Genomic DNA, 21,651 nt, shown 5'->3' with positions numbered 1-21,651 from the left:
ATGCCACTGCCCAGCCCCATCCTCGACGATCGCAGCTATGCGCAACTGGCGCAGGAGCTCAAGGCACGCATCCCGGTCTACAACCCGGACTGGACCGACCACAACGAGAGCGATCCGGCGATCACGCTGCTCGAACTGTTTGCCTTCCAGGCCGAGAACCTGCTGTATCGCTTCAACCAGGTGCCCGAGGCCACCTACCTGGAGTTCCTGCGGCTGTTGCAGGTGCCATTGCGGCCGGCGCAGGCGGCGCGGGCGTTGCTGGCGCTCACCACCGAAATGCCGCAGGGCGTGCCGGTGCCGCAGAAGACGCTGGCGCGTGCCGGGCAATTGGCGTTCCAGACGCTGACCGAGCTGACCGCCTGGCCGCTGGACGCACAGGCGGTGGCACGCATCGGCGTGGCCGCGCCCGACGCCGATGCCGAGCCCGAAGTCTATGAATTCGCATTGCGCACCGCGTTGGCGCTGCCGCCGGCGCTGGCGGAGCAGCCGCGCGTCTATTTCGAGACCCGGCTGCTGCAGCCGGGTGAGCCGCTCGACCTGACCGCCAGTGTCGACGGCATGCTGTGGGTGGCCCTGCTGGCCGGATCGGGCTATGAGGCGGCGCGTCTGCCCGGCGCGGTCCTCAACCTTGGCTTCGAGGCCGACGCGCCGGCGGCGCCGCTGGCGCAAAGCGCACCCTGCGCGGGGCTGGCAGGCCAGGCGAGCGCACCGCAGCTGCAGTGGCAGGTCTCGACCGCACGGCCGCTCAGGCATGGCCAGCCGCAGTACGTGCCGTTGGCACTGTTGGGCGACAGTACGCGCGGCCTGTCGCAATCGGGGGTGCTGCGGCTGCAGTTGCCACGCGTGGCGCAGGATATCGGCCTGCCCGAGACCGATCCGGACCTTGCCGGCGCCGGCGATTTCCCGCCCCCGCTGCCGGATGAACTGGCGGCGCGGACCGTGGCCTGGCTGCGTGTCTTCCGCCGCGACGGCAGCACGCCCGGCCGATTCAAGCTGGTGGTGCTCAATGCCACCGAAGCTGAGCACGCGCGTGTGGCCGCACCGCAGTTCGTCGGCGAAGGCAATGCGCAGCCGGGGCAGGTGTACCGCCTCGCGCACGCGCCGGTGCTGCCGGACAACGCCAGTGACGCGATCCGGCTGGAAGTGGAGGAAGCGGGGCAGTGGCTGCCCTACACCCGGGTCGACGACTTCTTCGGCAGCCAGCGCGAGTCGCGGCATTTCGTGCTGGACGCCGAGGCCGGGTTGGTGCGCTTCGGCGACGGGCTGCGCGGCCGCCTGCCGCAGTGGGGCGAGCGCATCCGCTGCTGGGGCTACCGCCATGGTGGCGGTGCTGCCGGCAATGTGCCGGCTGGGGCGATCGACAAGCTGGAACTGTCGGGGGTGAAGGCGGCCAACCCGTTGCCGGCGCACGGCGGCGCCGACCCCGAGGGCCTGGAGGAGGCGCTGGCGCGCATTCCGGGCGAGCTGCGTCGGCGCGACCGCGCCGTCACCGCCGGCGATTTCCGTGAACTGGCGGCGATGACGCCGGGCGTGCAGCTCGGACGCGCCGAATGCCTGCCGCGCTTCTGGCCTCAGGCGCCGCAGGTGGAGGCGGCCGGCGTGGTCAGTGTGATGGTCTGGCCGCAGCACGACGCGGCCCACCCCGACGCACCGCAGCCCGATGCGGCGCTGCTGCGCGCGGTGTGCCAATGGCTTGATGCGCGCCGCCTCGTCACCACCGAGCTGTATGTGATCGCGCCGGTCTACCGCAAGGTCGCGGTGTCGGTGGCGGTGCACGTCAAGCCCGGCTACGGCGTCGAGGCGGTGCGGCGCTGGGTGGAGCTGGTGCTGCGCCAATATCTTGCGCCGCTGCCACCGTACGGCCCCGAGGGGCGGGGCTGGCCGCTGGGCCGGCGCGTGCACGGGCCGGAGCTGGAGGCGGCGGCGCTGCAGGTGGAAGGCGTCGAGTACCTGGACGCGCTCGACGTGGCCGGCTGGGACGGCGAGCACTGGCAGCCCGGCACTGTCACGCTGGCACGTCATGAGGTGCCCGAGCTGGCGGCGATCAGCGTGGTGGACGGCCTGCCATTGCCGCCGCCGGGCGAGGGGGTGGCGCCGCAACCGCCGGACGGCGTGGTGCTGCCGCTGCCGGTGATCCGGGAGCGCTGCTGATGGGCACGCGCCGCACCGCATCGGACAACGGGAGGGCGGGATGATGCCCGAGCCGCAGGCGCGCTTTGCCATCGTCACCGGCACGCCGGCCTGGCTACGCTGCGCCTTCGAGCATGCCGCCCTGGTCGACGGCGTGGTGCAGCTCGCCTGGCAGGGCGACGATACGGTCGGCGAGCCCGGGCCCATCGTCGATCCCGCCGGCGCGGGGCTTGCATTCGGCCCCGGCTGCCGGTTGTATCGCAGCGTACCGCGCGAGGGGCGCATCGAGCGGCTGCTGTGGGGCGACTATGACCCGCTCCACCCGCAGCGCCCGGTGCCGGTGGCCGATGTGATCGCCGCGACGCCGGCGCCACCCGCCGGCGATTTCGCACCCGCCGGCGCCTGGCTGCCCGCCTTCACACCACGCGCGCTGGCCTGCGACGACGATGGGCACCTGTTCGTGCTCGACGCCGCGCACGACGCGGTGCTGATCTTCGATCTGCCGCGGCGCCGGCTGCTGCGCCGCGTGGCGGTGCCGGCCGGCGCGGTGGACCTGGCATGGTCGGGTGGCTGGCTGTACGGGCTGTCCGCCACGCCGGCACGGCTATGGCGGCTGTCCGCCACCCGCGCGGTGCGCCTTGTCGAGATCGCGCTCGATGCGCTGGCGGCACCGGCGCGGCTGGCGATCCTTGCCGACGGACGCTGCGTACTGCTCGATGCCGCCCACACGATGGCGGCCGCGCTATGGCTGCTGGCGCGCCGGCCCGGCGGCTGGCACCCGCCGCGCAGACTCACGCTGGCCGACGGCATCGCCGCCCACGCCTCGGACCTGCTGGCGCAGCCGGGCGCCGATGGCGAGCGGCTGGTGCTGGCACGCCGGCCGAACGAGGACTTCCTGCGGCTCGATCTTGCTGCGCTCGCGCTGTCCGAGCCGCTGTCCGCGCGCGGTTACGACGGCATGGGCATCGCGCTGGCGCCGGATGGCCGCATCGCCTACTGGAGCGAAGCCGGCCTGCGGCACGCTGTCGCGGCACGGCCGCGTTACGACGCCGCCGGCCGGGTGGTGCTGTTCCGGCTCGACAGCGGCCGCGAGCAGACGGTGTGGGGGCGGGTGCTGCTCGATGCCTGCCTGCCGCATGGCACGCAACTGCGCGTCCATGCGCATGCCAGCGATGACGAGGACCCGTTGCCGCGGCTGCTGCGCAGCGCACCGGCCGGCAGTGCCTTGCAGCCCATCCCGCTGCCCGAGGCCACACCGTTGCCACCGGTGGCCTGGCTTGCCGGCCTACCGTCGCAAGGGGGGACGCTGTTCCGGCGCGTGGACGGCACCGAACAGCCCTGGCCGGGCGCACCCGATGTGTTCGCCACCTTCGAGGCGCCGTGCGGCAGTGCACCGGGGCGCTATCTGTGGCTGGCGCTCGATCTTGCCGGCACCTCGCGCGCCACGCCGCGCGTGCGCTGTGTCCGCGCCGAACACCCGGGGCACGATTGGCTCAAGCGGCTGCCGCAGCTGTATTCGCGCGAACCGGCCACCCGTGATTTCCTCTACCGCTACCTGCTGCCGCTCGCCGGCCTGAGCGATGAACTGGCGCACCAGTCGGACCAGCGCCACGCGCTGCTCAAACCGGCCAGCGCGCCGGAGCCGGTGCTGCCCTGGCTCGCCGGCTGGCTGGGCCTGGCGCTGGATGAACGGCTGTCCGAGACGGCGCGGCGCACGTTGCTGGCCGAGGCGATCCCGCTGCTGCGCCTGCGCGGCACGCCGGCCGGGCTCACCCGGCTGCTGGAGATCGCCACCGGCCTGCCGGTGCGTCTGGTCGAACGCTGGCGCTTTCGCGGGTTGGGGCAGGTGGGCGAGGCCGCGGACGGGCGGCGCGAACGGGCGGTGGTGGGCTTCGGCTTGCGCGTGGGTGCGCGTGCCGGGGAGCAGGACGGCGTGGCCGACGCCGATGCGGCCACACAGGCGTTCGCCGCCCATGCGCACCGCTTTGCCGTGATGGTGCTGGGCAGCCTGACGGAAGAACAGCAGCGCCTGGTGCGGGACCTGCTCGAAGCACACCGGCCGGCGCACACGCTGTACGAGCTGTGCACCATCGACGCCGGCATGCGCGTGGGACTGGCGCTGCACCTGGGACTCAGCTCCATCATCGGCCGCGGTGCGGGCTTCGTCCCGCTCGCGGTCGGCGGCCCGCTCGGGCAGGGCCGCACGCTGGGCCATGCCGATGGGGCGCTCAAGCCCGATGTCTCGCGGCTGGACGATGGGAGCAGATTGCGATGAGCGACGCGATCGGCATTGCCCGCTGGCGCAGCCGCTGGTCCGTTCCGGCCGGGGAGGCGGCGCGCGCGGCCCGCATCGAGGCCGCGCTGATCGGCGAGGAGCTGGCATTGCCGCTGGCCGATTGCCTGGCCCGGCACGTCGCGCCGCAGGAGGTGGTCCTGGTGCGCCGGCTGGCGCTGCCGGTGACCTTGTCGGCGCGGGACAGCGACAGTGCCGCCGCGCGGCGCTGGGGCGGGCAGCTGGCGCATGAACTGGCACGGCAGCTGATCGAATCGCCGCCCGGCGTGGTGCTGCGCTTCCGGCACCGGCTGGCGGCCTGGCAGGTGTACGGCGACGACATGCTCGCTGCCGACCCGACGCGCGACTGGGCGTGGCGGCGGCTGGGCTGGCTGCCGCAGCAGCAGCCGGACGCAGCCGCGCGGATCGATGCGCTGCTGCAGGCGCTGGCGGGCGAGCCCGAACTCGCGCTGCCGTGGCTGCTCGGCCTTGCCGGTGCGCCGGCCTGGGCCCGGCTGGCAGCCCGCCTCCCATTGCCGCAGGCGCAGGCGCTGTTGCAGTGCGTCGCCGCCGCGCTGTGCCTGCCGCCGGCGCAATTGCCCGGCGCCCCCGGTCACGCACTGCCCGCCGAGATGGACACGGTGCCGGCCGCCCTGCCGGCCGCCTGGGCGCACTGCTGGCAGGCAATGCCGCTTGCCGAACCGGCACGGCGCAGCGTATGGGCAGCGCTGCTGTGGCTGGTGGCTGAGCCGGCGCTGGCCCGGCGCGCACAGTCGGTGCTGGCGCAGCGCGTGGCCATGCTGTGCAGGGCGGTGCCGGCCGATGCGGCTGCGATGGGCATTTCTGCCGTGCAGACCACCACTGCGCAGCCCGGGACGCCAGCCGCGCACGCGTCGTCACCGGCGCCGTCCATGCCGACCTCGCCGGGCTGCGACGCGGCGGGGCCGGCGCGTGCCGACCTGCCGGACAACCTGCCGGCCGCCTTGTCGCCTGCCGACAGCGCGGCGGCCACCGGGACGAAGCCTGACGCAACAGCCGACTGTGAGGCGGGCATCGCCGCGCTTCGCAGGGGCCCGGAAACCGCCGTTCCGGGGGCATCCGCAGCTGGACCGGCACGCGGTGTCACCGAGTGGGGCGGGCTGTTGCTGCTGCTGCCGTTGCTGCCCGCCAGTGGTGCGCTCGCCCTGCTGCTGGCGGCGCCTGCGCTGGCGGGGCGGACGCTGCCGACGGTGCTGCACCGGCTGGCCGGCCTGCTGCTGCCGCAGCTGGGCGAGCGCGACCCGGCCGCGCTGGCGTTTGCCGGCTGGCCGCCGGATCGGCAGCCGGTGGTGCCGGACTGGACCGCGCCGGCGCTGCAGGCGCTCGTCGAGGCGCGGCAACTGCTGCTGACCGAGCTGGCGACGCGGGTGCCCGCATGGGCCGGCAGCGGGCTGCTGCAGCAGGTCGCCGCGCGCCGTGCCACGGTGGTGGCCGATCCAGGCTGGTTCGAAGTGCATTTCCCGTTGAGCGCGGTGTCGCTCGAACTGCGCCGTGCCGCGCTCGACCTGGACCCTGGCTTCGTACCGTGGCTGGGCATCGTGTTGAGGTATGTCTATGAATGATCGCGTGCACGACGCCACCCTGGACGAGGAGGGACTGACGCGCCCGCTGTGGTATCAGGCGGCGCGCGTGGCCGCCATGCTGGCGCAATGCCTGCGCGAGGGGGCCGGGCCGGGGCAGGCCGCGCTGCTGGCGTTCCTGGACGACCAATGGCGGCTGGCCGGCCAGCACGCCACCGGCGCCGCGGCCGGGGTCAGGCCGTTCGCCCGCTTGTGCGCGGCGCTGCGCCTGGGGCCGCAGGAGCGGCTGCTGCTGCTGCTCACCGGCATGCCGGAAGAGCACGAGGGTTACGGCGCGGTGTTCGCCGCCCTGCATCCGAAAGGCGAGCCGTATCCCACGGTCAGCCTGTTCGCACGGCTGGCCGGGCACGGCCCGACCCGTCTGCAGGCATGGCAGCTCGTTGCCGGCAGCGCGCTGTTCGCCCATCGGCTGATCATCTGGACCGACGATGCGCCGCTGCCCGAACGCGGGCTGCGGCTCACCGAACACCTGTGGCCGGCGCTGGCCGGCGTGCCGTTGTGGCCGCCGGGCTGCGCGCCGCTGCCCGGCGATGCGTTGCCGTTCGACGACGGCTGGTTCGACAGCGTGCGCCCCACGCTGCAGCGGCTGGCCGCGGTGCCGCAGTCACTGCTGTGGCTGCACGGCGAGGGTGCCGCACTGCGGGCGGGGGAGCTGGCGGCGCGGCTGGGCAATGTCGGCTGTTTCGACATCGACGGCTGGTCCGGCGCGACACTCGACGGCGTGCTCGCCCATTGCCTGGCGCGCGGCACGCTGGCGCTGCTGCGGGTGCCCAGGGGGTTGAGCGCCGAACAGGCCGCGTGCGTCGAGCGCCACCCGGCGCCGCTGGTGCTGGCCGGGGCGGCCGGCCCCGCGCTCCCGACCCTGCGCCGGCCGCTGCTGCCGCTGGCCGCGCCGCCGCTGGCGCGCGCCGCGCAGCCGCGCCTGTGGCGCGATGCGGTGCCACAGCTCGCGCCACATGCCGAGGCGCTGGCGGCGCGCTTTGCGCTCGATCCGCAGACGCTGGCAAGGGTACGCGCCGACCTGGAAGCCGGCTTCGCGCCGGATGCCCCGGTGTCGCTCGACGCCGGGGTCGCGGCATTGCAGGCACGGCTGCCGGACCTCGCCGGCCCGGCACTGCGTCGGCGCACGCCACGGCTGGGTTGGGACGATCTGATCCTGCCGGCCGGCCCACGCCGCCAGCTTGCGGATGTGGCGGCGCGGCTGCGCACGCAATGGCGGGTGCTCGACCAGTGGGGGTTCGACGGCGGCGATGCCGGCCGGCGCGGCGTGCGCCTGTTGTTCTGCGGCCTGCCCGGCACCGGCAAGACGCTGGCGGCCGAGGTGCTGGCGCATGAGCTGGCGGTGAGCTTGCTGGTGGTCGACCTGGCGCGGTTGATCTCCAAGTGGATCGGCGAGACCGAAAAGAACCTGGAGGCGGTGTTCGACGAGGCGCAGAGTGCCCGGGCGGTACTGTTCTTCGATGAGGCCGACGCCCTGTTCACCCGCCGCACCGACGTGAGCGATGCCCACGACCGCTACGCCAACGTCGAGACCGCCTACCTGTTGACGCGGCTGGAGCGCTTCGACGGCGTGGCGGTGCTCGCCACCAACCTGAAGCAGCAGCTGGATCGGGCGTTCCTGCGCCGCTTCGAGGCCATCGTCGATTTTCCGGAGCCCGGACAGGCCGAGCGCGCCGCGATCTGGCGCCGGCATCTGCCCGGCGCCGCGCCGCTGGCGCCGGACGTGGACTTCGACGCCTTGGCGGCGCTCTACCCGATGTCGGGCGCCATGATCCGCAATGCCCTCCTGGCCGCGGCCTACTACGCCGCGGCCGAGGAATCGCCCATCGGCCAGGCGCAGCTGTGCCGCGCCATCGTCCTGGAATTCGAGAAATCCGGTCGGCCCTGCCCGCAGTAGGGCGGCGATCGCAACCAAGGAGCAACGAGATGGCAGATCCCACCACCCTGGTCGAACTGGCCCAACGCGAGCGCGACGCCGCCCAGGCCGCGCTGCCCCGTGCCGCGCAGGATTTCGAGAGCGCGCGCCAGGCCGACAAGGCCGCACGCGAGGATTTCGTCGCGGTCAGCGCCGCGCTGGCGGCGGCCGGCGCCACGGTGGCCCGGTTGCGTCGGCAACTGGCCGCGGCGCCGTTGCCGGCCGATGCCGCGCCGCTGCTGGCGGCGCTGGCCGAGGCCCTGCTCGCCGAACGCGGGCTGCAGGCCGCCCGGCTGCATGCCGAGCTGGCGCGTACGCTGGCAGTGCAGGCACTGGAGGACGCGGCGCTGGCGCTGGAAGGCGCACGCACCGCGCAGGCCACCGCCGAGGCCGCCTGGCGCGAGGAGGAGGCACGGGCGGCCCGCTGGACCCAGGCCGAAACCATCCTCACCGTCGGCCCGGCTGCGCCGGTGCGCACCACCGCGGCCGAGGCGCTGGCCGGCGCGGTGTGCACCGCGGTCGGCGACCGCGTTGCCCAGGTGCTGCCCGAAGCGCTGCGCAACCGGGCCCGCGCGCGCTACGACGCGGCACCCGGGGTGGCCGAACGCGCACTGCAGGCGGCGCAGGCGCTGGCAACGGCGCTCGATGCCGAGCTGCAGGCGTCCGGGCTGGCCAGCGATACGCTGCCCGCGCTGGAACGGACGCTGGCGCTCAGGGAGGCGGCGCTGCTCTCCTACGCCGAACATGCGGTGGCGGAAGTCGCCGGCGCGGTGGCCACGCTGCTCCGGCTGGCGCAGGAGGCGCGTCCGCAACTGACCGACGAGCAGCAGGCCGAGCTGGACGACGCCGCACAGCTGGCAGCCCGTACCGCGGCGGCGGCGGCGCAGCACGCGCGCGATACGGCAGCGCTGACGCTGGCGCAGAAGGGCAGTGCGCTGCGGATTGCCCGGTTGCAGGCACTGGCGCAGGACCCGGACGCGGACCTCGCCGCGCTGGAGGCCGATGCGGGCACCCCGCTGGGCGAGGCCGCCCAGGCGCTGCAGCAGGCGCAGGATGCGCTGGACATTGCCGAGGCGACCTATGCCGGCAGCACCCACCCGGCCACGCTCAGCGCCTGGGAGGCTGCGGTGCCCGACAGCGCATGGATCGACGTGGCCGCCTTCTTCCAGGCGCGCGAGACGCTCGAACGCTATGCCGCGTTGGACGCTGCCACGCTGGCGCCGGCTGTCACCGCAGCGGCGGCGGCGGTGCTGGCCGCCCGGATACAGGCGCGCGCCCGCCGACGCCGGCTTGCCTGGCTGGCCGCCACGCTCCCCAGCGTCACCGCGCAGGCCGGCGACATCGCGACCTTCACCGAGACGCGCCGCCTGTACGCGCTGCGCGGGCAACCCACCTTCTGAGGGCCCTGCGATGACAGACCCGACCCTGTTCGCCGCCGACGGCACGGCGCTGCTGCCCAACCAGCCGTTCCAGGCGGTCTATTACCACTACGGCATGCTGCTGGGGGTGGACGATTTCAACACCGATCAGGCCTATCACCGCGGCAAGGCGCGGCTGCACGCCGCCTGGCTGCATGGCTGGGGCACGGTGTGGGGGTTGAAGGTGACGCTGGACGCCGTCAGCGGCGAGCTGCGGGTGGCGCCCGGCCTCGCGCTCGACGGGGTCGGGCGCGAACTGCCGCTCGAGGTGCTGCAGTGCCTCAAGCTGGGCCAGTGGTATGCGGCGCATGCCGACGAGGTCACGCTCAAGCAGGATGACGCACCCGGCGATCTGCTGGTGTTCGATGCGCATGTGGTGATCCGCCATCGCGCCTGTCTGGCGCGCCCCGTGCCGGCCCTGGTGGATACCTGTGCCGGCGGTGGCAGCGAGACCGCGTATTCGCGGGTGATCGAAACCACCCAGCTGCTGCTCAAACCCGGGCGCGCACCGCAACCGCCGCAGCGCAACCATCTGGTGCGCGTGCTGCTGGGGTTGGCCGAACCGCGCGCGGACGGCGAGGGCAACCCGCTGCCCGACGATGCGGACGCGGTGGCCGCACGCGCGGCACTGCCCGGCCAGGGGCTGCTGCAGCGGCTGGCGGCACTGCGGCGCTTTGCCATCCTCGATGCGTTGGCGCAGCCGGTGGGCGGCGACAGCGACGAAATCGAAAGCCAGCTGTTCGCCGCCGATGCGCCGCTGGAAATCCCGCTGGCCGAGGTACTTGACCTCACGCTGCAGCCGGACGGCGACGACTACCGCGTGACCGCGGGCGAGGTGGACAACCTGATCCGCCCGGTGCTGCTGCCCACGCAGACGCTGCAGGATGCCCTCGCGCCGCAGCCGGCGGCGGCGCAGTCCGGCCCGCGGCTGCGTTCCGATGCGGTCTCGCTTGCCGGCAAGGTGCTGACCCTGCCGTTCGACAAGCCGGTGCTGGCGAGCACACTCAACGCCGCGGCGGTCAGCGCCGGCATCCTCGACCCCGGCAGCGGCTGGCAGAGCGCCGTGGTGGCCGACTGCCGGCCGGGTGCCGCGCCCGGGACGGTCGAGGTCGAGCTGACCGACGATCCGGCCGGCAGGCATCTGCGCGTGGTGCTGCCCGGCACCGGTGCCACCCCCATCCTGGGCGACGACCACCTGCCGCTGTTCGGCGATACCGGGGCGTTCCCGGTCAGCATCGCCGAAGCGCAGCAGGGCCGCGACGCCGTCTGGACCCACTGAGAGAGACGCGATGGCTACCCATATCACTTCCACGCAGGTGCTCGCCAGCACCGGCAAGGGCATCACGCTGATCCCGGACGGCACGTCGCTGACCCGGCTCAATTACTTCGACGGTCGCTACCTGGGGGTCGAGGACCTGACGCGCGAGCAGGACTATCTGATCGCGCTGGCCCGGCAGGGCAATCGTGCCGGCGGCGCCGGCGTGGTGCACGGCTTCGAGCTGTCGCTGCGCAGCGGCATGAGGCTGCGGCTGGCGGCCGGCCTTGCGATCGATGCCGAAGGCCGGGTGCTGATGCTGCCCGACGGCGCCGAGGTCGAGATCGCCCAGCTGCTGGCCAGCCAGGGCAGGGCGGCACCGACGCCCGGCCCCGCGCCGGGCGGCGGCAACTTTGCCGGATGCGTGGCCACCGACGGGATGCCGCAGGCCGATCCGGTGGCCGCGAGCAGTCTGTATCTGATCGGCATCGCCCATGCCGAGGCGCGCTGCGGCCGCGCCGAGGTGTGGGGCCAGGCGTGCGCCTCGGCCTGCGCGCAGCAGGCCGACTACGACACGCGGCGCGAAGGGGTGCGGCTGCTGGCCGAACCGCTGACGCTGGCGAGCCCGCTGCCGGCGAGCAGCGCGTTCGACTTCACCGGCGCCCACCTGCGCTCGCGCGTGGCCTCGGCCTATTTCGCCGATGAGGCGGCACGCCATGGCAAGGTGATGGGCGCCGCGCTGCTGCGCTCGCCGTCATGGTGCCAGGGCGCCGCGCCCGAAGCGGACGGCATGGTGCCGCTGGGCATCCTGGCGGTGGCGGGTGGCCAGGTGCGCTTTCTTGACGGCTGGAGCGCGCGCCGCGAGCGCATCGACGGCATGCCTAGACGCCATTGGCAGTGGCAGATGATGATGCGGCCGTGGGATGTGTTCCTGGCGCAGGTGCTGCAGTTCCAGTGCCAGCTGGTGCATGTGCTGACCGAGGCGCCCGCGCCCGGCGGCGACGATGATCCCTGCCTGGGATTGCGCCGGCTGGTGGTGGAGGCAAGCGATGCGATGCAGGTGCTGCAGCGTTTCTACCAGGGTACCGCCAAGCGGCTGGCCGGCGCGGCCGAAGCCGGCGCCGGATTGCCCGGCGGACCGGGTGGACTGGCGCTGCTGGCCGACCGGCTGGCCCGCGCCACCCGGTCGGTCACGCTGGCCGCCACCGACCGTGTGCTGCTGGAGGGCGGCATCGTCGAATTGCCGAGCGCGGGCTACCTGCCGGTGGCCCCGGGCGACACGCTCAGCGTCAACCGGCAGGTACAGGCGCTGCTGGGCGAGGGGGTGGCGCTGCGCTTTTGCGCGGTACGGCCGGACGCGGTGGCCCGGGCCTGGGAGGCGGCGCAGCATCTGGAGCGGATCTCGCTGACCCGTGGGCTCGACGATCCGCAGCAGCAGGAGCAGGTGGATATCCTGGTGCCCGATGGCCGACTGGCCGATGGGGGCCGGCACGGCGACGCCGGCTGGCGCGTGCAGGTGCGCGCGGCCGATGAGGGCACAGCGCGCCAGCCGGACCCGGCCTATCGCGCGGGCACGGCGGATTACGCCCCGTCGGTGCTGGCCGGCGCGGCGCGCAGCACCGGCAGTGGCGGCGGCGCGGCGTTCCATTTCGCCGGCATGATGGAAACCGCCGGCAAGGGCGAGGCGCTGGCGGCGGCGCGCGCCTGGGCCAAGGCCCATCCCAACAGCATGGCCGGCGCCGGCTGGAAGACAGTCACGCTGCTGGCGCGTGATGCGCCGCAGGGCAGGGAGGCGGCCAAGACCGCCGGGGATGGTGCGACCGCGATGCGCTACATGCGCCTGCGCACCGAGGCCGGGCAGGTGCGTGCGCAGCGCGCGGCGGCCGCGGCACAGCGCGGCAAGACCAGCCGGGTGCGCTACGCGGGCCTGGGCGATGCGCGGGTCGACCATGTCGCGCTCTGGGTCTCGGCAGAGGCGGGCGGCGAGGTGTTCGAGGCGGCCGAGGGCGCGCTGGTACCGCTCAGGCTGGACCTCACGGTGCTGATGCCCGGCGAGGGGGCCGGGCAGTTCCTGGACGTGGCGTTGCTGGGCAAGCTGCGCATCGACCATCGCAGCCATCATCGCGACGGGCTGGCGGTCCAGGCCACCTTCAACGGCTCGGCGGCCTTGTCGGGCTCGTTCGCCGGTACCGGCGGGCGCCAGCTGGTGCCGCTGTCGGTGCCGGTGCTGCTGCGTCGCGAGCTGGATGCGCTGGGCGGCACGCTGCGCATCGACGCCGACCTGCACGGCGTGCAGATGTCCGAGGCGCTGTTCGACCTCGTCGCGATCGAAGCCGCGCTTGACTGGCGTGCCGAGCCGGCCGCCGCGCGCCTTGCGCTGGCCTTCGTGCCGCGCGACGACGAAGCGCTGCGGCTGCAGGCCGATCTGGTGCGCGATGATGCGGCGCTGCTGCCCGGGCATCCGTTGCGCCTGGCGTCCGAGACGGCGATCCAGATCCTGGGCACGCGCGAGGGCTCGCCCGACTTCGTCACCGATGCCATGGCCGATCTCTTCGGCGCGCGTCAACCACCCAGCGAGGCGCCGGTGCTGTTCGCCCGTCACGACTGGGTGCTGTTCCATCGCCGCAGTCCGCACCAGTGCGCCGGGGACTGCACCACCGCCCCGCTGTCGGCGCGGCGTTATCAGGTCTTCCACGTGCGCGTCGGCAGCGACCGGCAGCTGCAGGGTGCGCGCGCCGCGGTGCTGTCCGGCGACAGCGAACGCATCACCAAGGCCGGCTTCGGCCCGGTGAGCGTGGTGGCCTTCGCCGGCGGGCGCAGCACGCTTGCATCGCCGCTGGACGAGCTGCTGGCCGACTGGGCGCAGGCCGAGCCGGGCACGCAGCTGGTGTTCGGCGCGGTCGGCTCGCAAGGCGCGGCGCAGGGCGAAGGCGAGGCGCTGGCGCGCAGCCGGCTCGGGGCATTGCAGCTTGCACTGGCTGGCGCCGCGGGCGGGACCGTCGACAACCTGCTGATGCCGGTGCTGCCCGAGCTGGGGTTGTCCGGGCTGGACGGCGCGATGTTCCTTGTCACGCGGACCGTCAAGACGGTCTGCCACGATGTCTACATCCTGCCGGACCGGGCGGCGCGCGAACGCTTCGACGCCCAGCTGGAGCGCGCCGGCCTGCAGGCGGCGCTCCAGGACGCGGGCCTCACCCCGGCCGTGCATCTGGAGTTCGAGGCCGACGGTGTCAGCCTCGGTGACGCGGCGCGCCAGGCGCTGGCGCAGGTCTGGAACCCGCCGCAGCTGCCGGCCAGCGCACTGGCGTGCCACGGCAAGGCGGGCGAGGAGGAGGCGACGCGCCAGCGCGGCACCGCCATCGTCACCGCGCTCGCCGGCTCGCCATCGCTGCTTGCCACCCGCTTGAGCACCGATGTGCCCAAGATCACCGGCTGTGCCGGCCTCACCGTGCTGGAACGGGCCGTGCAGCTGGGCCAGGTGCTCGTCGCCATCGTCAACTACGACAGCTACCACTATGTGGAGTACGAATCGGCCACCTTCCACGCGATCGGATGGCGCGATTGGCGTCCGGTGGATGGCAGTGCGTTCGACGCCGCAATCCGCGATGCGCTGTCGCGCCAGGCACGCGGTGCAACGGTGAATACGCTGGCTGCCGCCGACCCGGCCGCCACCCGCGTGATGGAAGTGCTGCAGGAACGGCTGCTGGCGCTCGATCCAAGGGGGGCGGTGGCGCAACGCTTCACCCGGGTGCTGGAGGCGCCGGAGATCGAGGGCCTGAAGGCACGCGGCATGCCGCCGCAGGACTATCTGGCGGTGATCTTCTTCTCGCTCAACGGGTACTGAGGCGATGGCGGGCGCAGCAGTACGGCAGGGCACGGCGACCGCCGCGCCGGCGGACATGGCCAAAGCAGCCGGGTCGACGGGCGGGCTGCGTCGCTGCCGGCGCGACGCCCGCGGCGACGGGGGCTAGGACCATGCCCCGCGCCGCGCCGCAACCTGTCCAGCCCGCCCGCCGCCATGCCGCACCGGTGGCGCGCAGTACCGCCGCACCGGCGCATCCGGCCGAGCGCAATCCGCACTGGGGGGCCTGGGCCGGCGCGCCACAGGCCAAGGCGGTGACGGTGGGCAGTGCCAGCTCGCCGCTGGAGCACGAAGCCGACCAGGTGGCGCAGCGGCTGGCGGCCGGCGAGCGCGATCTGGCGGCCGGCCTGTCCAACGCCCAGGCCGCGCCGGCGCGCAAGGTGACACCGGCACCGCAGCCCGCCATGGCGGAGGCGCCGTTGCGGCGGCAGATGCCGGCCGATGGCGCGATACGGCGGGAAGCCCTGCCGGACGCGGCGGTGCCGCGGCAGCAGCTGCCACAACCGCCGCTGCAGCGGCAGGACCGGACTGATGGGATGGTGCGGCGCGCCGTCGAGGCCGAGGACGAGGCCGGCACGGATGCGGCAACGGCTGCCACACCGGCAGCGGCCAGCGGACTGGGGTTCACGCTGACCGACCCGGCGCTGCTGGCGCAACTGCACGGGCCCGGGCCGGGCGAGCCGCTGTCCGACGCGGTGCGCGCGCAGCTGGAGGCGGGTCTTGGCGTGCCGCTCACCGCGGTGCGCTTGCATCGCGACGAGGCGGCGCAGCGCCTGGCGCAGGCCCTCAACGCGCGTGCCTTCACCTATGGCAGCGACATCTGGCTGGGCCCGGGCGAGTCGCCGGACGATGTGGCATTGCTGGCACACGAAGCGGCGCACGTGGTGCAGCAGGGCGCGGTGCTGCAGCGGCTGATCCAGCGCGGCGGCACCGGTGGGCCATCCCCCGCGCCCGCACCGGCACCTGCGGGGCCGCCACCCGATCCGGCCACGTTCAACGGCGAACAGGGGCGGCTGCTGCCCGACGGCCAGACGCTGGAATTCGACAGCATCGAGCTGCCGATCTTCAAGGTGGCCGCGCACCCGGCGCCGGTCACCTGCCCGCGCAACTACCAGCGCCCCGACGAGGACCCCGAGGCGCTGCGCAACCGCTGGAAGACGGCACACCAGGGTGCCGCCAGCGCGCTGCTGCCACGGCTGACCGAAAAGCTGCGCCAACAGCTGCATGCCGAGCCCACCCCGGGGCTGACCTACGGCTTTGCCTTTCCGATCTCGGGCGTCGGTCGCCAGCGTCTGGTGATCGGCACGCTGCCCGAGATCGCTGGCGAACTGACGGTGCCCAGCTGGGACGCCAGTTGCACCGGCAATACCTACGCCATCGACCATGCCAAGGAATTGCAGCTCGGCGGCGAGGACACAGCGGCCAACATGCAGCTGGTCAAGGGATTCATCAATTCCCAGGCAGGCTTCCAGCTGCGCCGCAGGCTCATGGCCCGCGCGCAGGCGCATGCCCGGGCGCGCGGCGCGGACTGGAGCGCCAGCCGCGTGATGCAGGAATACGCGATGAAGTTCAACGCGGTCGCGCCGGACAACGATTTCCGGCTGGGCCGTGCCACCGAGGAGCGCGGCGACATCTGGAGCGCGCGCGCGATCGGCGAACTGGCGCATTTCGCCGTACCCAATCTCGAATCGCGCTATGAAGTTGCCGACCTCACCCGGCTGGGCTCGGCCACCGAGATCCGGGTCTTCCCGCAACGCACCGGCTGGATGGCCAAGAGCTTCGGCAACCGGCCCACGGTGCTTGCCGTCGAGCGCAACTGGTTGAGTCCGTTCGAGATCACCGCCAAGAACATGAGCAGCGCGGCCAGCGCGGCGCCCGAATCGACGCCGGCCGGTGGCAGCGACGCCGGGGCCGCCAGCGTGCTGGAGAGTTTCACCATCCAGCTCAATGCCGCCGGCTACCCGGCGCGCGCCAGGGTGCGCTACCAGCCGCAGCCGCCGCGGACGGTGCCGATCACCCGTTTTCCGGGCGGCAGCCGCTATGCCGGTTACGTCGAGAAATCGCAAATTGTCTACAGCGCGCAGCGTGAAGGCGCAGCCGGTGGCGGTGCACCAGCCGCCGAAGGCGGCGCGAGCCTGGGCATCGTCGGCGCAAGCCCGGTGCGCTTCAATTCGGTGGAGCTCACCGACCAGGGGCTGGCGATGCACGGCAAGCTGCTGCCGACATTGCCGCTGCTGCGCGGCGCGGATGTCGACATCAGCCTGGTGCGGGGCGATCTGAGCGTTTCCAAGACCTTCTCCAGCGGCGAGATCCATGTGCCGCCGCCGTTCGAGATCAGCAACTGCTCGCTGACGCTGCTGCTCAGCTCCGAGCGCGGCTTTGGGGCCGAGGGCCGTGTCGATTTCGGCATCCGCGGTGTGGGGCAGGGCTTTCTGGGCGCCGAGGCTACCACGGCGGGCGGGCTGCGTTTCTCCGGCGGCTTCGACTTCGACGCGCGCTATTTCGACCCCGCACGCATCGAGCTGGCGTACGACACCGAGACCGGCCGGCTGACCGGGCGCGGTGAGATCGCGCTCAAGCCCGGCGCGGTGCGCGGCGTCAACGCCGCGCGGCTGACAGTGGATTTCTCGCAGGACAGCTTCAGCGCCGAAGGCACGCTCACGCCGGCGATGCGCGGCATCCGCGAGGGCCGGGTCTCGCTGCGGCGCGACGAGAACGGCACGCTGACCTTCGGTGGTGGGCTGCAGCTGTCCGATGACATTCCCAATGTGCGCAGCGGCACGGTCAACGTGGAACTGACCCGTGCCCCGGGTGAGGAGGAATTCCATGTGCGAGCCAACGGCCAGGTGGTGGCCGGGTTGGCCGGGGCGGTGATCACGCTGGATGTCGACTACCGCGACGGCGCCTTTGTGGTCGAGGGGCGCGGCCAATACCAGCGCGGCATGCTCTCGGGCGAGCTGCAGGTGGGCGCGACCAACCTGCCGGTGGATGCGCAGGGCAACCGCGGCACCGAGCCCACCGATATCCTCACCGCCTACGGTGGCGGCGCGGTCACGGTGCGGCTGGCGCCCTGGCTGCAGGCCACCGGTGGGGTGCGGCTGTTGCCCAACGGCGAAATCGAGTTGACCGGCGAGCTGGCGCTGCCCGAGGCGCTCAACCTGTTCGATGCGCGCGAGTACAACCGGCGGCTGTTCGAGATCGCGCTCGATATCCCCATCGTCGGCTTCACGGTGCTGCGTCAGCGTGTCGGCATCTTCGCCACCATCGGTGGCGGGCTTGACCTGTCGGCCGGCGTGGGGCCGGGGCAGCTGCGGCAGGTGCGGCTGGGCATCGTCTACAACCCGGCGCACGAGGACCAGACCCACGTCACCGGCGGCGCCCAGCTGCACATCCCGGCGCATGCCGGCCTGCGGCTGTTCGTCTCGGGCGCACTGGGCGCTGGCATTCCCATCGTCAGTGCGTCGCTGGGACTGGAGGTCGGCGGCGAGCTGGGTCTGGAAGGCGCGGTGCAGGCCGGGGTCGATGTCGATTGGACCCCGACCACCGGCCTTGCGATCGATGCACTTGGCGAGATCTTCGTCGAACCCAAGCTGCGCGTCGATCTCACCGGCTTCGCCCGGGTGGAGGCCGACCTGCTGCTCGATACCATCGAGCTTTACAACGAGCGTTGGCGGCTTGCCGGATTCGAGCTGGGCTCCAACCTGCGTTTCGGCGTGCGCCTGCCGCTGCACTACCGCGAAGGCGAGCCGTTCGACGTGTCGTGGGACAATGTGGAATTCGTGGTGCCGCAGATCGATGCGATGCAGACGCTCAGGCAACTGGTCGATGAAGTGGTGTGAGCACTGCGGCTGACGTGCCGCACCTTGCCGCCTATCATGGCTGGCATGACCGATCCGCTTTATCTGGAGCGCGAACGCGCGCTGCTCGATGCCAAGCGCCTGCGGTTGCGCCAGGCGCGCACCCTGGCCACCGGCCTGTTCCTCGCGGCGCTGGCCGTGTTCGTACTGGCCGAAGCGCTGCATGCGCGGCATCCCGCCTGGGCCTTTGTCTCGGCATTCGCCGAGGCGGCCATGGTGGGGGCGCTGGCCGACTGGTTCGCGGTGACCGCGCTGTTCCGCCGCCCGCTCGGCCTGCCGATTCCGCACACCGCCATCATTCCCCGCAACAAGCGGCGTATCGCCGACAACCTGGGTGGCTTCATCGAGACCCATTTCCTTGCCGGCGAGCAGATCGCGTTGCGTATCGACGCCTTCAATCCGGCGCGCCGCATCGCCGCCTGGCTGTCACGCCCCTCGCATGTGGAGCAGCTGGCCGAGCAGATCCAGCATCTGGCGGGCTACCTGTTGACGGTGCTCGATGCGCCGCACGTGCGCGAAGCCGCGCGCAGCATGGCGCACGATGCATTGCTGGAGCTGGATTGGGCGCGTCACGGCGGCGAACTGCTCGGCGTGCTGCTGGCCGAACGCCAGCATCAGCTGTTGCTCGAACGTGTACTGGACAAGGTCGGCGAGCGCTTGCAGCGCCCCGAGGTCCAGACGCTGCTGGCCGGCATGGTGGCGCGCGAACTGTCGTACCTGCGCTGGGTGGCACTGGACGAGGCGGGCGGGCGCTATGTGGCGCGCAAGCTCGTGGCCGCCGTGGTCCACGAGGTGGAACGGGTCCGCACCGAGCCCGGGCATACGTTGCGGCGGCTGATCGACAGCGAGCTGGACGCGCTGATCCTGCGACTGCAGCACGACGACGCGTTGCGCCAGCGGGTGGCAGCGCGGGTGCGGGCACTGGCCGATGCGCAGTCGTTCGGGCGGCAGTTCGAAGCGTTGTGGCAGGGGCTGGCCGACATCGTGCGCCACGATCTGGCCAAACCTGATTCGGTGTTGCGCGACAAGAGCGCGGGCGCCGCCCGGCACCTGCGCGACCGGCTGCGCGAGGATGCGCATCTCGCCGAATGGGTGAACCGCAGTGTCCGCGAGGCGACGGTGCGGGCGGTGCTGCGCTATCGCACCCAGATCGGGCACTTCATCGCCGACCAGCTCAAGGGCTGGGACGATGCGGTGATGGTGGAGCGGCTGGAACTGAACGTCGGCGTCGACCTGCAGTTCATCCGCATCAACGGCACCCTGGTGGGCGGTCTGATCGGCCTGCTGCTGCACACCGTGCAGATGGCGCTGCGCTGAGCGGAGCATGTCCCGCCGGCCTGCGCGGCATCAAGGCACCGGGATGACGGCCACGTACCCCGTGTCCCCGCCGTGCCGTCGGCTGTCTCGACCTGGATACGTCGGCTGGCAGGCGCAGGGTATGCTGCTCCATGGAGCCGGGCGCGCAACCACGCGGTGAGGGGGCCGGCCCGCAGGCGGTGCGGGTGCGGCGAGGTGCCGTCCGGGTGCCGGTGTCAGGGGCGGCGGCGCTCGTCGGCAGGCGGATTGGGATTCTGCGGGCAGCTTGCCTGGCCGCGCAGGCAATCCCAGGCGTTGCCCAGCACCGTACCCAGTTCGCGGCTGGCCTGCCGCAGTTCGCCTGGCAGCCCGTTGGCCGGCCGCTCGGGTTCCATCGGGGCCTGCTGCTCGGCCACCATGGCTTCGTCGAGCGGCTCGGTGTGGATGACCGGTTCCTGTCGTTGCGGCAACGGCTCCACCTGCGGCGGGATGTAGATCTCGGCCAGCTGCCGCTGCCGGGCAGCGGTCGGCGCGCCGTCTTCGTATACCGGCTCCGCCGCTGCAAGCTCCTCCGCGGCCGGATCCGGCTTGCGCACCGGGATCAGCTTGACCTCGGGCAGCGGCGAGGTCGGTTCGACCGCGGCACGTTCGATCTGCTCCCGTGCTTCGGGCGGCTGCACCGTCAGCATCGCGGCGCCCAGCGACAGCACCAGGATGGCCCCGGCGGCGCCGATCAACTGCCCGCGCGGCGTCAGGCGACGATAGCTGCGCCAGCCGGTGGCGGTGGCCTTGCCCATCTCCTGGCCGGCGTTGCGCAGGTGCGGGGCCAGGGCGTTGCCGCCGCGCCGCAGTGCGGCGACGGCGACCGGCGTGCCGGCGCGCACCCGGCCGGACAGCGCACGCACATGAGGCCAGGTGGCGATCGCAGCGGCACGCAACCCACGCCAGCCGTGCCGCGATGCGGCGGCCACGCCGCGCCACGAAAGCCTGGCCAGGGCCAGCGCATGTTCCCTGGCGGCCGACGGTTGATCGTCTGTGGGCCGCGACGGCTGCGGCGGCACCGCTTCGCGCAGCGGCTCCTCAGGGGCGGCGGCGATGACCGTGGTATCGCCCATGGGGCTGGGCGACGCCTCGCCGCGCTGGCCGCGCACCAGTGCCGCCAGCGCGGCATGGGCATCGGGAAAGCGCTCTTCGCGTTTCTTCGCCAGACAGGTGAGGATCAATTCGGCCAGCCATGCCGGCGTGGCCGGTTGCAATGAGCGGGGGTCGGCAGGCTGGCTGTGCAGGATGTTGTAGGCGATGCTGACCGGGTGGTCGCCATCGAAGGGCTGTGCACCGGTCAGCGCCTGGTACAGCACCACACCGGTGGCGAAGAGGTCGGCCCGGCCGTCCTGCTTCTGCCCGGCCAGCTGTTCGGGTGCCATGTAGCGCGGTGAGCCCAGCATGGTGCCGGTGCGGGTCAGATCGCTGGTGGGCAGCTGGGCGATCCCGAAATCCATGATCTTGAGCCGGCCCGAGGGCATCAGCATCAGGTTGGCCGGCTTGATGTCGCGGTGGACCACCTGGCTGTCGTGCGCGTGGCCCAGTGCGTCGAACATCTGTTTGGCCAGGCCGATCACCTGCTTGACCGACAGCACGCGTTGCCGGTCCAGCAGCGCCTTGAGCGAGCGGCCCTCGACCAGCTCCATCGCCAGATAGGGCTGGCCGTTCCAGGTGCCGCAGTCATAGACGGTGATGATGCCCGGATGGTTGAGCCGTGCCGCCGAGCGTGCCTCCTGCAGCAGCCGCGCGGCATAGCTGGCCGCATCCTGTTCCTCCAGCGAGCTGACTTCCAGCACCTTGAGCGCCACATCGCGTTCGAGCCGCGTATCGCGGGCGCGATAGACGACACCCATCGCGCCTTTGCCGAGACGGTCCAGGATCTGGTAGTGGGCAATGTACTCGTGATTCATCGGGTCGCGTCGCGTTGCAAGAAAGCCCGGGTGGGGCATTGTCACAGATTGTGGCAGCGCAACGCCACAGCGGCC

At 72.7% G+C, this 21,651-nt stretch carries 10 protein-coding genes; 9 read left to right on the top strand and 1 reads right to left on the bottom strand.

Translation table 11 applies throughout. The features are described 5' to 3' along the window. From N8I74_RS15355 to N8I74_RS15315, 9 genes are all read left to right on the top strand, one after another. Positions 1 to 2,151 (top strand): putative baseplate assembly protein, encoded by a 2,151-nt coding sequence (locus tag N8I74_RS15355; protein ID WP_263123984.1) that lies wholly within the window; start codon positions 1 to 3, stop codon positions 2,149 to 2,151. A 40-nt stretch (positions 2,152 to 2,191) separates the two neighbouring features. Further along, positions 2,192 to 4,405: a phage tail protein gene (locus N8I74_RS15350; protein WP_263123983.1), complete on the top strand. Its 2,214-nt coding sequence runs from the start codon at positions 2,192 to 2,194 to the stop codon at positions 4,403 to 4,405. Then, positions 4,402 to 6,003: a hypothetical protein gene (locus N8I74_RS15345; RefSeq protein ID WP_263123982.1), complete on the top strand. Its 1,602-nt coding sequence runs from the start codon at positions 4,402 to 4,404 to the stop codon at positions 6,001 to 6,003. The genes N8I74_RS15350 and N8I74_RS15345 overlap by 4 nt, the downstream gene beginning before the upstream one ends. Continuing rightward, positions 5,996 to 7,918, top strand: coding sequence for an AAA family ATPase (locus tag N8I74_RS15340; RefSeq protein WP_263123981.1), 1,923 nt, complete (start codon positions 5,996 to 5,998; stop codon positions 7,916 to 7,918). The genes N8I74_RS15345 and N8I74_RS15340 overlap by 8 nt, the downstream gene beginning before the upstream one ends. A gap of 29 nt (positions 7,919 to 7,947) precedes the next feature. Next, on the top strand, positions 7,948 to 9,336 hold the full coding sequence (locus tag N8I74_RS15335; RefSeq protein ID WP_263123980.1) for a hypothetical protein: 1,389 nt from the start codon (positions 7,948 to 7,950) through the stop codon (positions 9,334 to 9,336). 10 nt (positions 9,337 to 9,346) lie between these two features. Then, positions 9,347 to 10,633, top strand: a complete 1,287-nt coding sequence (locus N8I74_RS15330; RefSeq protein WP_263123979.1) for a hypothetical protein — start codon at positions 9,347 to 9,349, stop codon at positions 10,631 to 10,633. Positions 10,634 to 10,643: 10 nt separating this feature from the next. Then, positions 10,644 to 14,453, top strand: a complete 3,810-nt coding sequence (locus N8I74_RS15325; RefSeq protein WP_263123978.1) for a hypothetical protein — start codon at positions 10,644 to 10,646, stop codon at positions 14,451 to 14,453. A gap of 131 nt (positions 14,454 to 14,584) precedes the next feature. Beyond that, complete coding sequence (locus N8I74_RS15320) at positions 14,585 to 18,310, top strand: eCIS core domain-containing protein (protein ID WP_263123977.1); 3,726 nt, start codon at positions 14,585 to 14,587, stop codon at positions 18,308 to 18,310. Positions 18,311 to 18,355: 45 nt separating this feature from the next. After that, positions 18,356 to 19,645, top strand: a complete 1,290-nt coding sequence (locus N8I74_RS15315) for a DUF445 domain-containing protein (RefSeq protein WP_263123976.1) — start codon at positions 18,356 to 18,358, stop codon at positions 19,643 to 19,645. A gap of 215 nt (positions 19,646 to 19,860) precedes the next feature. Here the strand turns inward: N8I74_RS15315 and N8I74_RS15310 are convergent, their stop codons facing one another. Then, positions 19,861 to 21,576 (bottom strand): serine/threonine-protein kinase, encoded by a 1,716-nt coding sequence (locus N8I74_RS15310; protein WP_263123975.1) that lies wholly within the window; start codon positions 21,574 to 21,576, stop codon positions 19,861 to 19,863. Between the last annotated feature and the right edge of the window lie 75 nt (positions 21,577 to 21,651).

This window comes from Chitiniphilus purpureus, assembly GCF_025642115.1.
Lineage (GTDB): Bacteria > Pseudomonadota > Gammaproteobacteria > Burkholderiales > Chitinibacteraceae > Chitiniphilus > Chitiniphilus purpureus.
Note: the sequence above shows the minus strand (reverse complement) of the source record. Positions and strands in the feature narration are given on the sequence as shown.

Coding starts and splice junctions, on each gene's coding strand:
- N8I74_RS15355 (WP_263123984.1), top strand. CDS start 1: ATGCCACTGCCCAGCCCCATCCTCGACGATCGCAGCTATGCGCAACTG.
- N8I74_RS15350 (WP_263123983.1), top strand. CDS start 2,192: ATGATGCCCGAGCCGCAGGCGCGCTTTGCCATCGTCACCGGCACGCCG.
- N8I74_RS15345 (WP_263123982.1), top strand. CDS start 4,402: ATGAGCGACGCGATCGGCATTGCCCGCTGGCGCAGCCGCTGGTCCGTT.
- N8I74_RS15340 (WP_263123981.1), top strand. CDS start 5,996: ATGAATGATCGCGTGCACGACGCCACCCTGGACGAGGAGGGACTGACG.
- N8I74_RS15335 (WP_263123980.1), top strand. CDS start 7,948: ATGGCAGATCCCACCACCCTGGTCGAACTGGCCCAACGCGAGCGCGAC.
- N8I74_RS15330 (WP_263123979.1), top strand. CDS start 9,347: ATGACAGACCCGACCCTGTTCGCCGCCGACGGCACGGCGCTGCTGCCC.
- N8I74_RS15325 (WP_263123978.1), top strand. CDS start 10,644: ATGGCTACCCATATCACTTCCACGCAGGTGCTCGCCAGCACCGGCAAG.
- N8I74_RS15320 (WP_263123977.1), top strand. CDS start 14,585: ATGCCCCGCGCCGCGCCGCAACCTGTCCAGCCCGCCCGCCGCCATGCC.
- N8I74_RS15315 (WP_263123976.1), top strand. CDS start 18,356: ATGACCGATCCGCTTTATCTGGAGCGCGAACGCGCGCTGCTCGATGCC.
- N8I74_RS15310 (WP_263123975.1), bottom strand. CDS start 21,576: ATGAATCACGAGTACATTGCCCACTACCAGATCCTGGACCGTCTCGGC.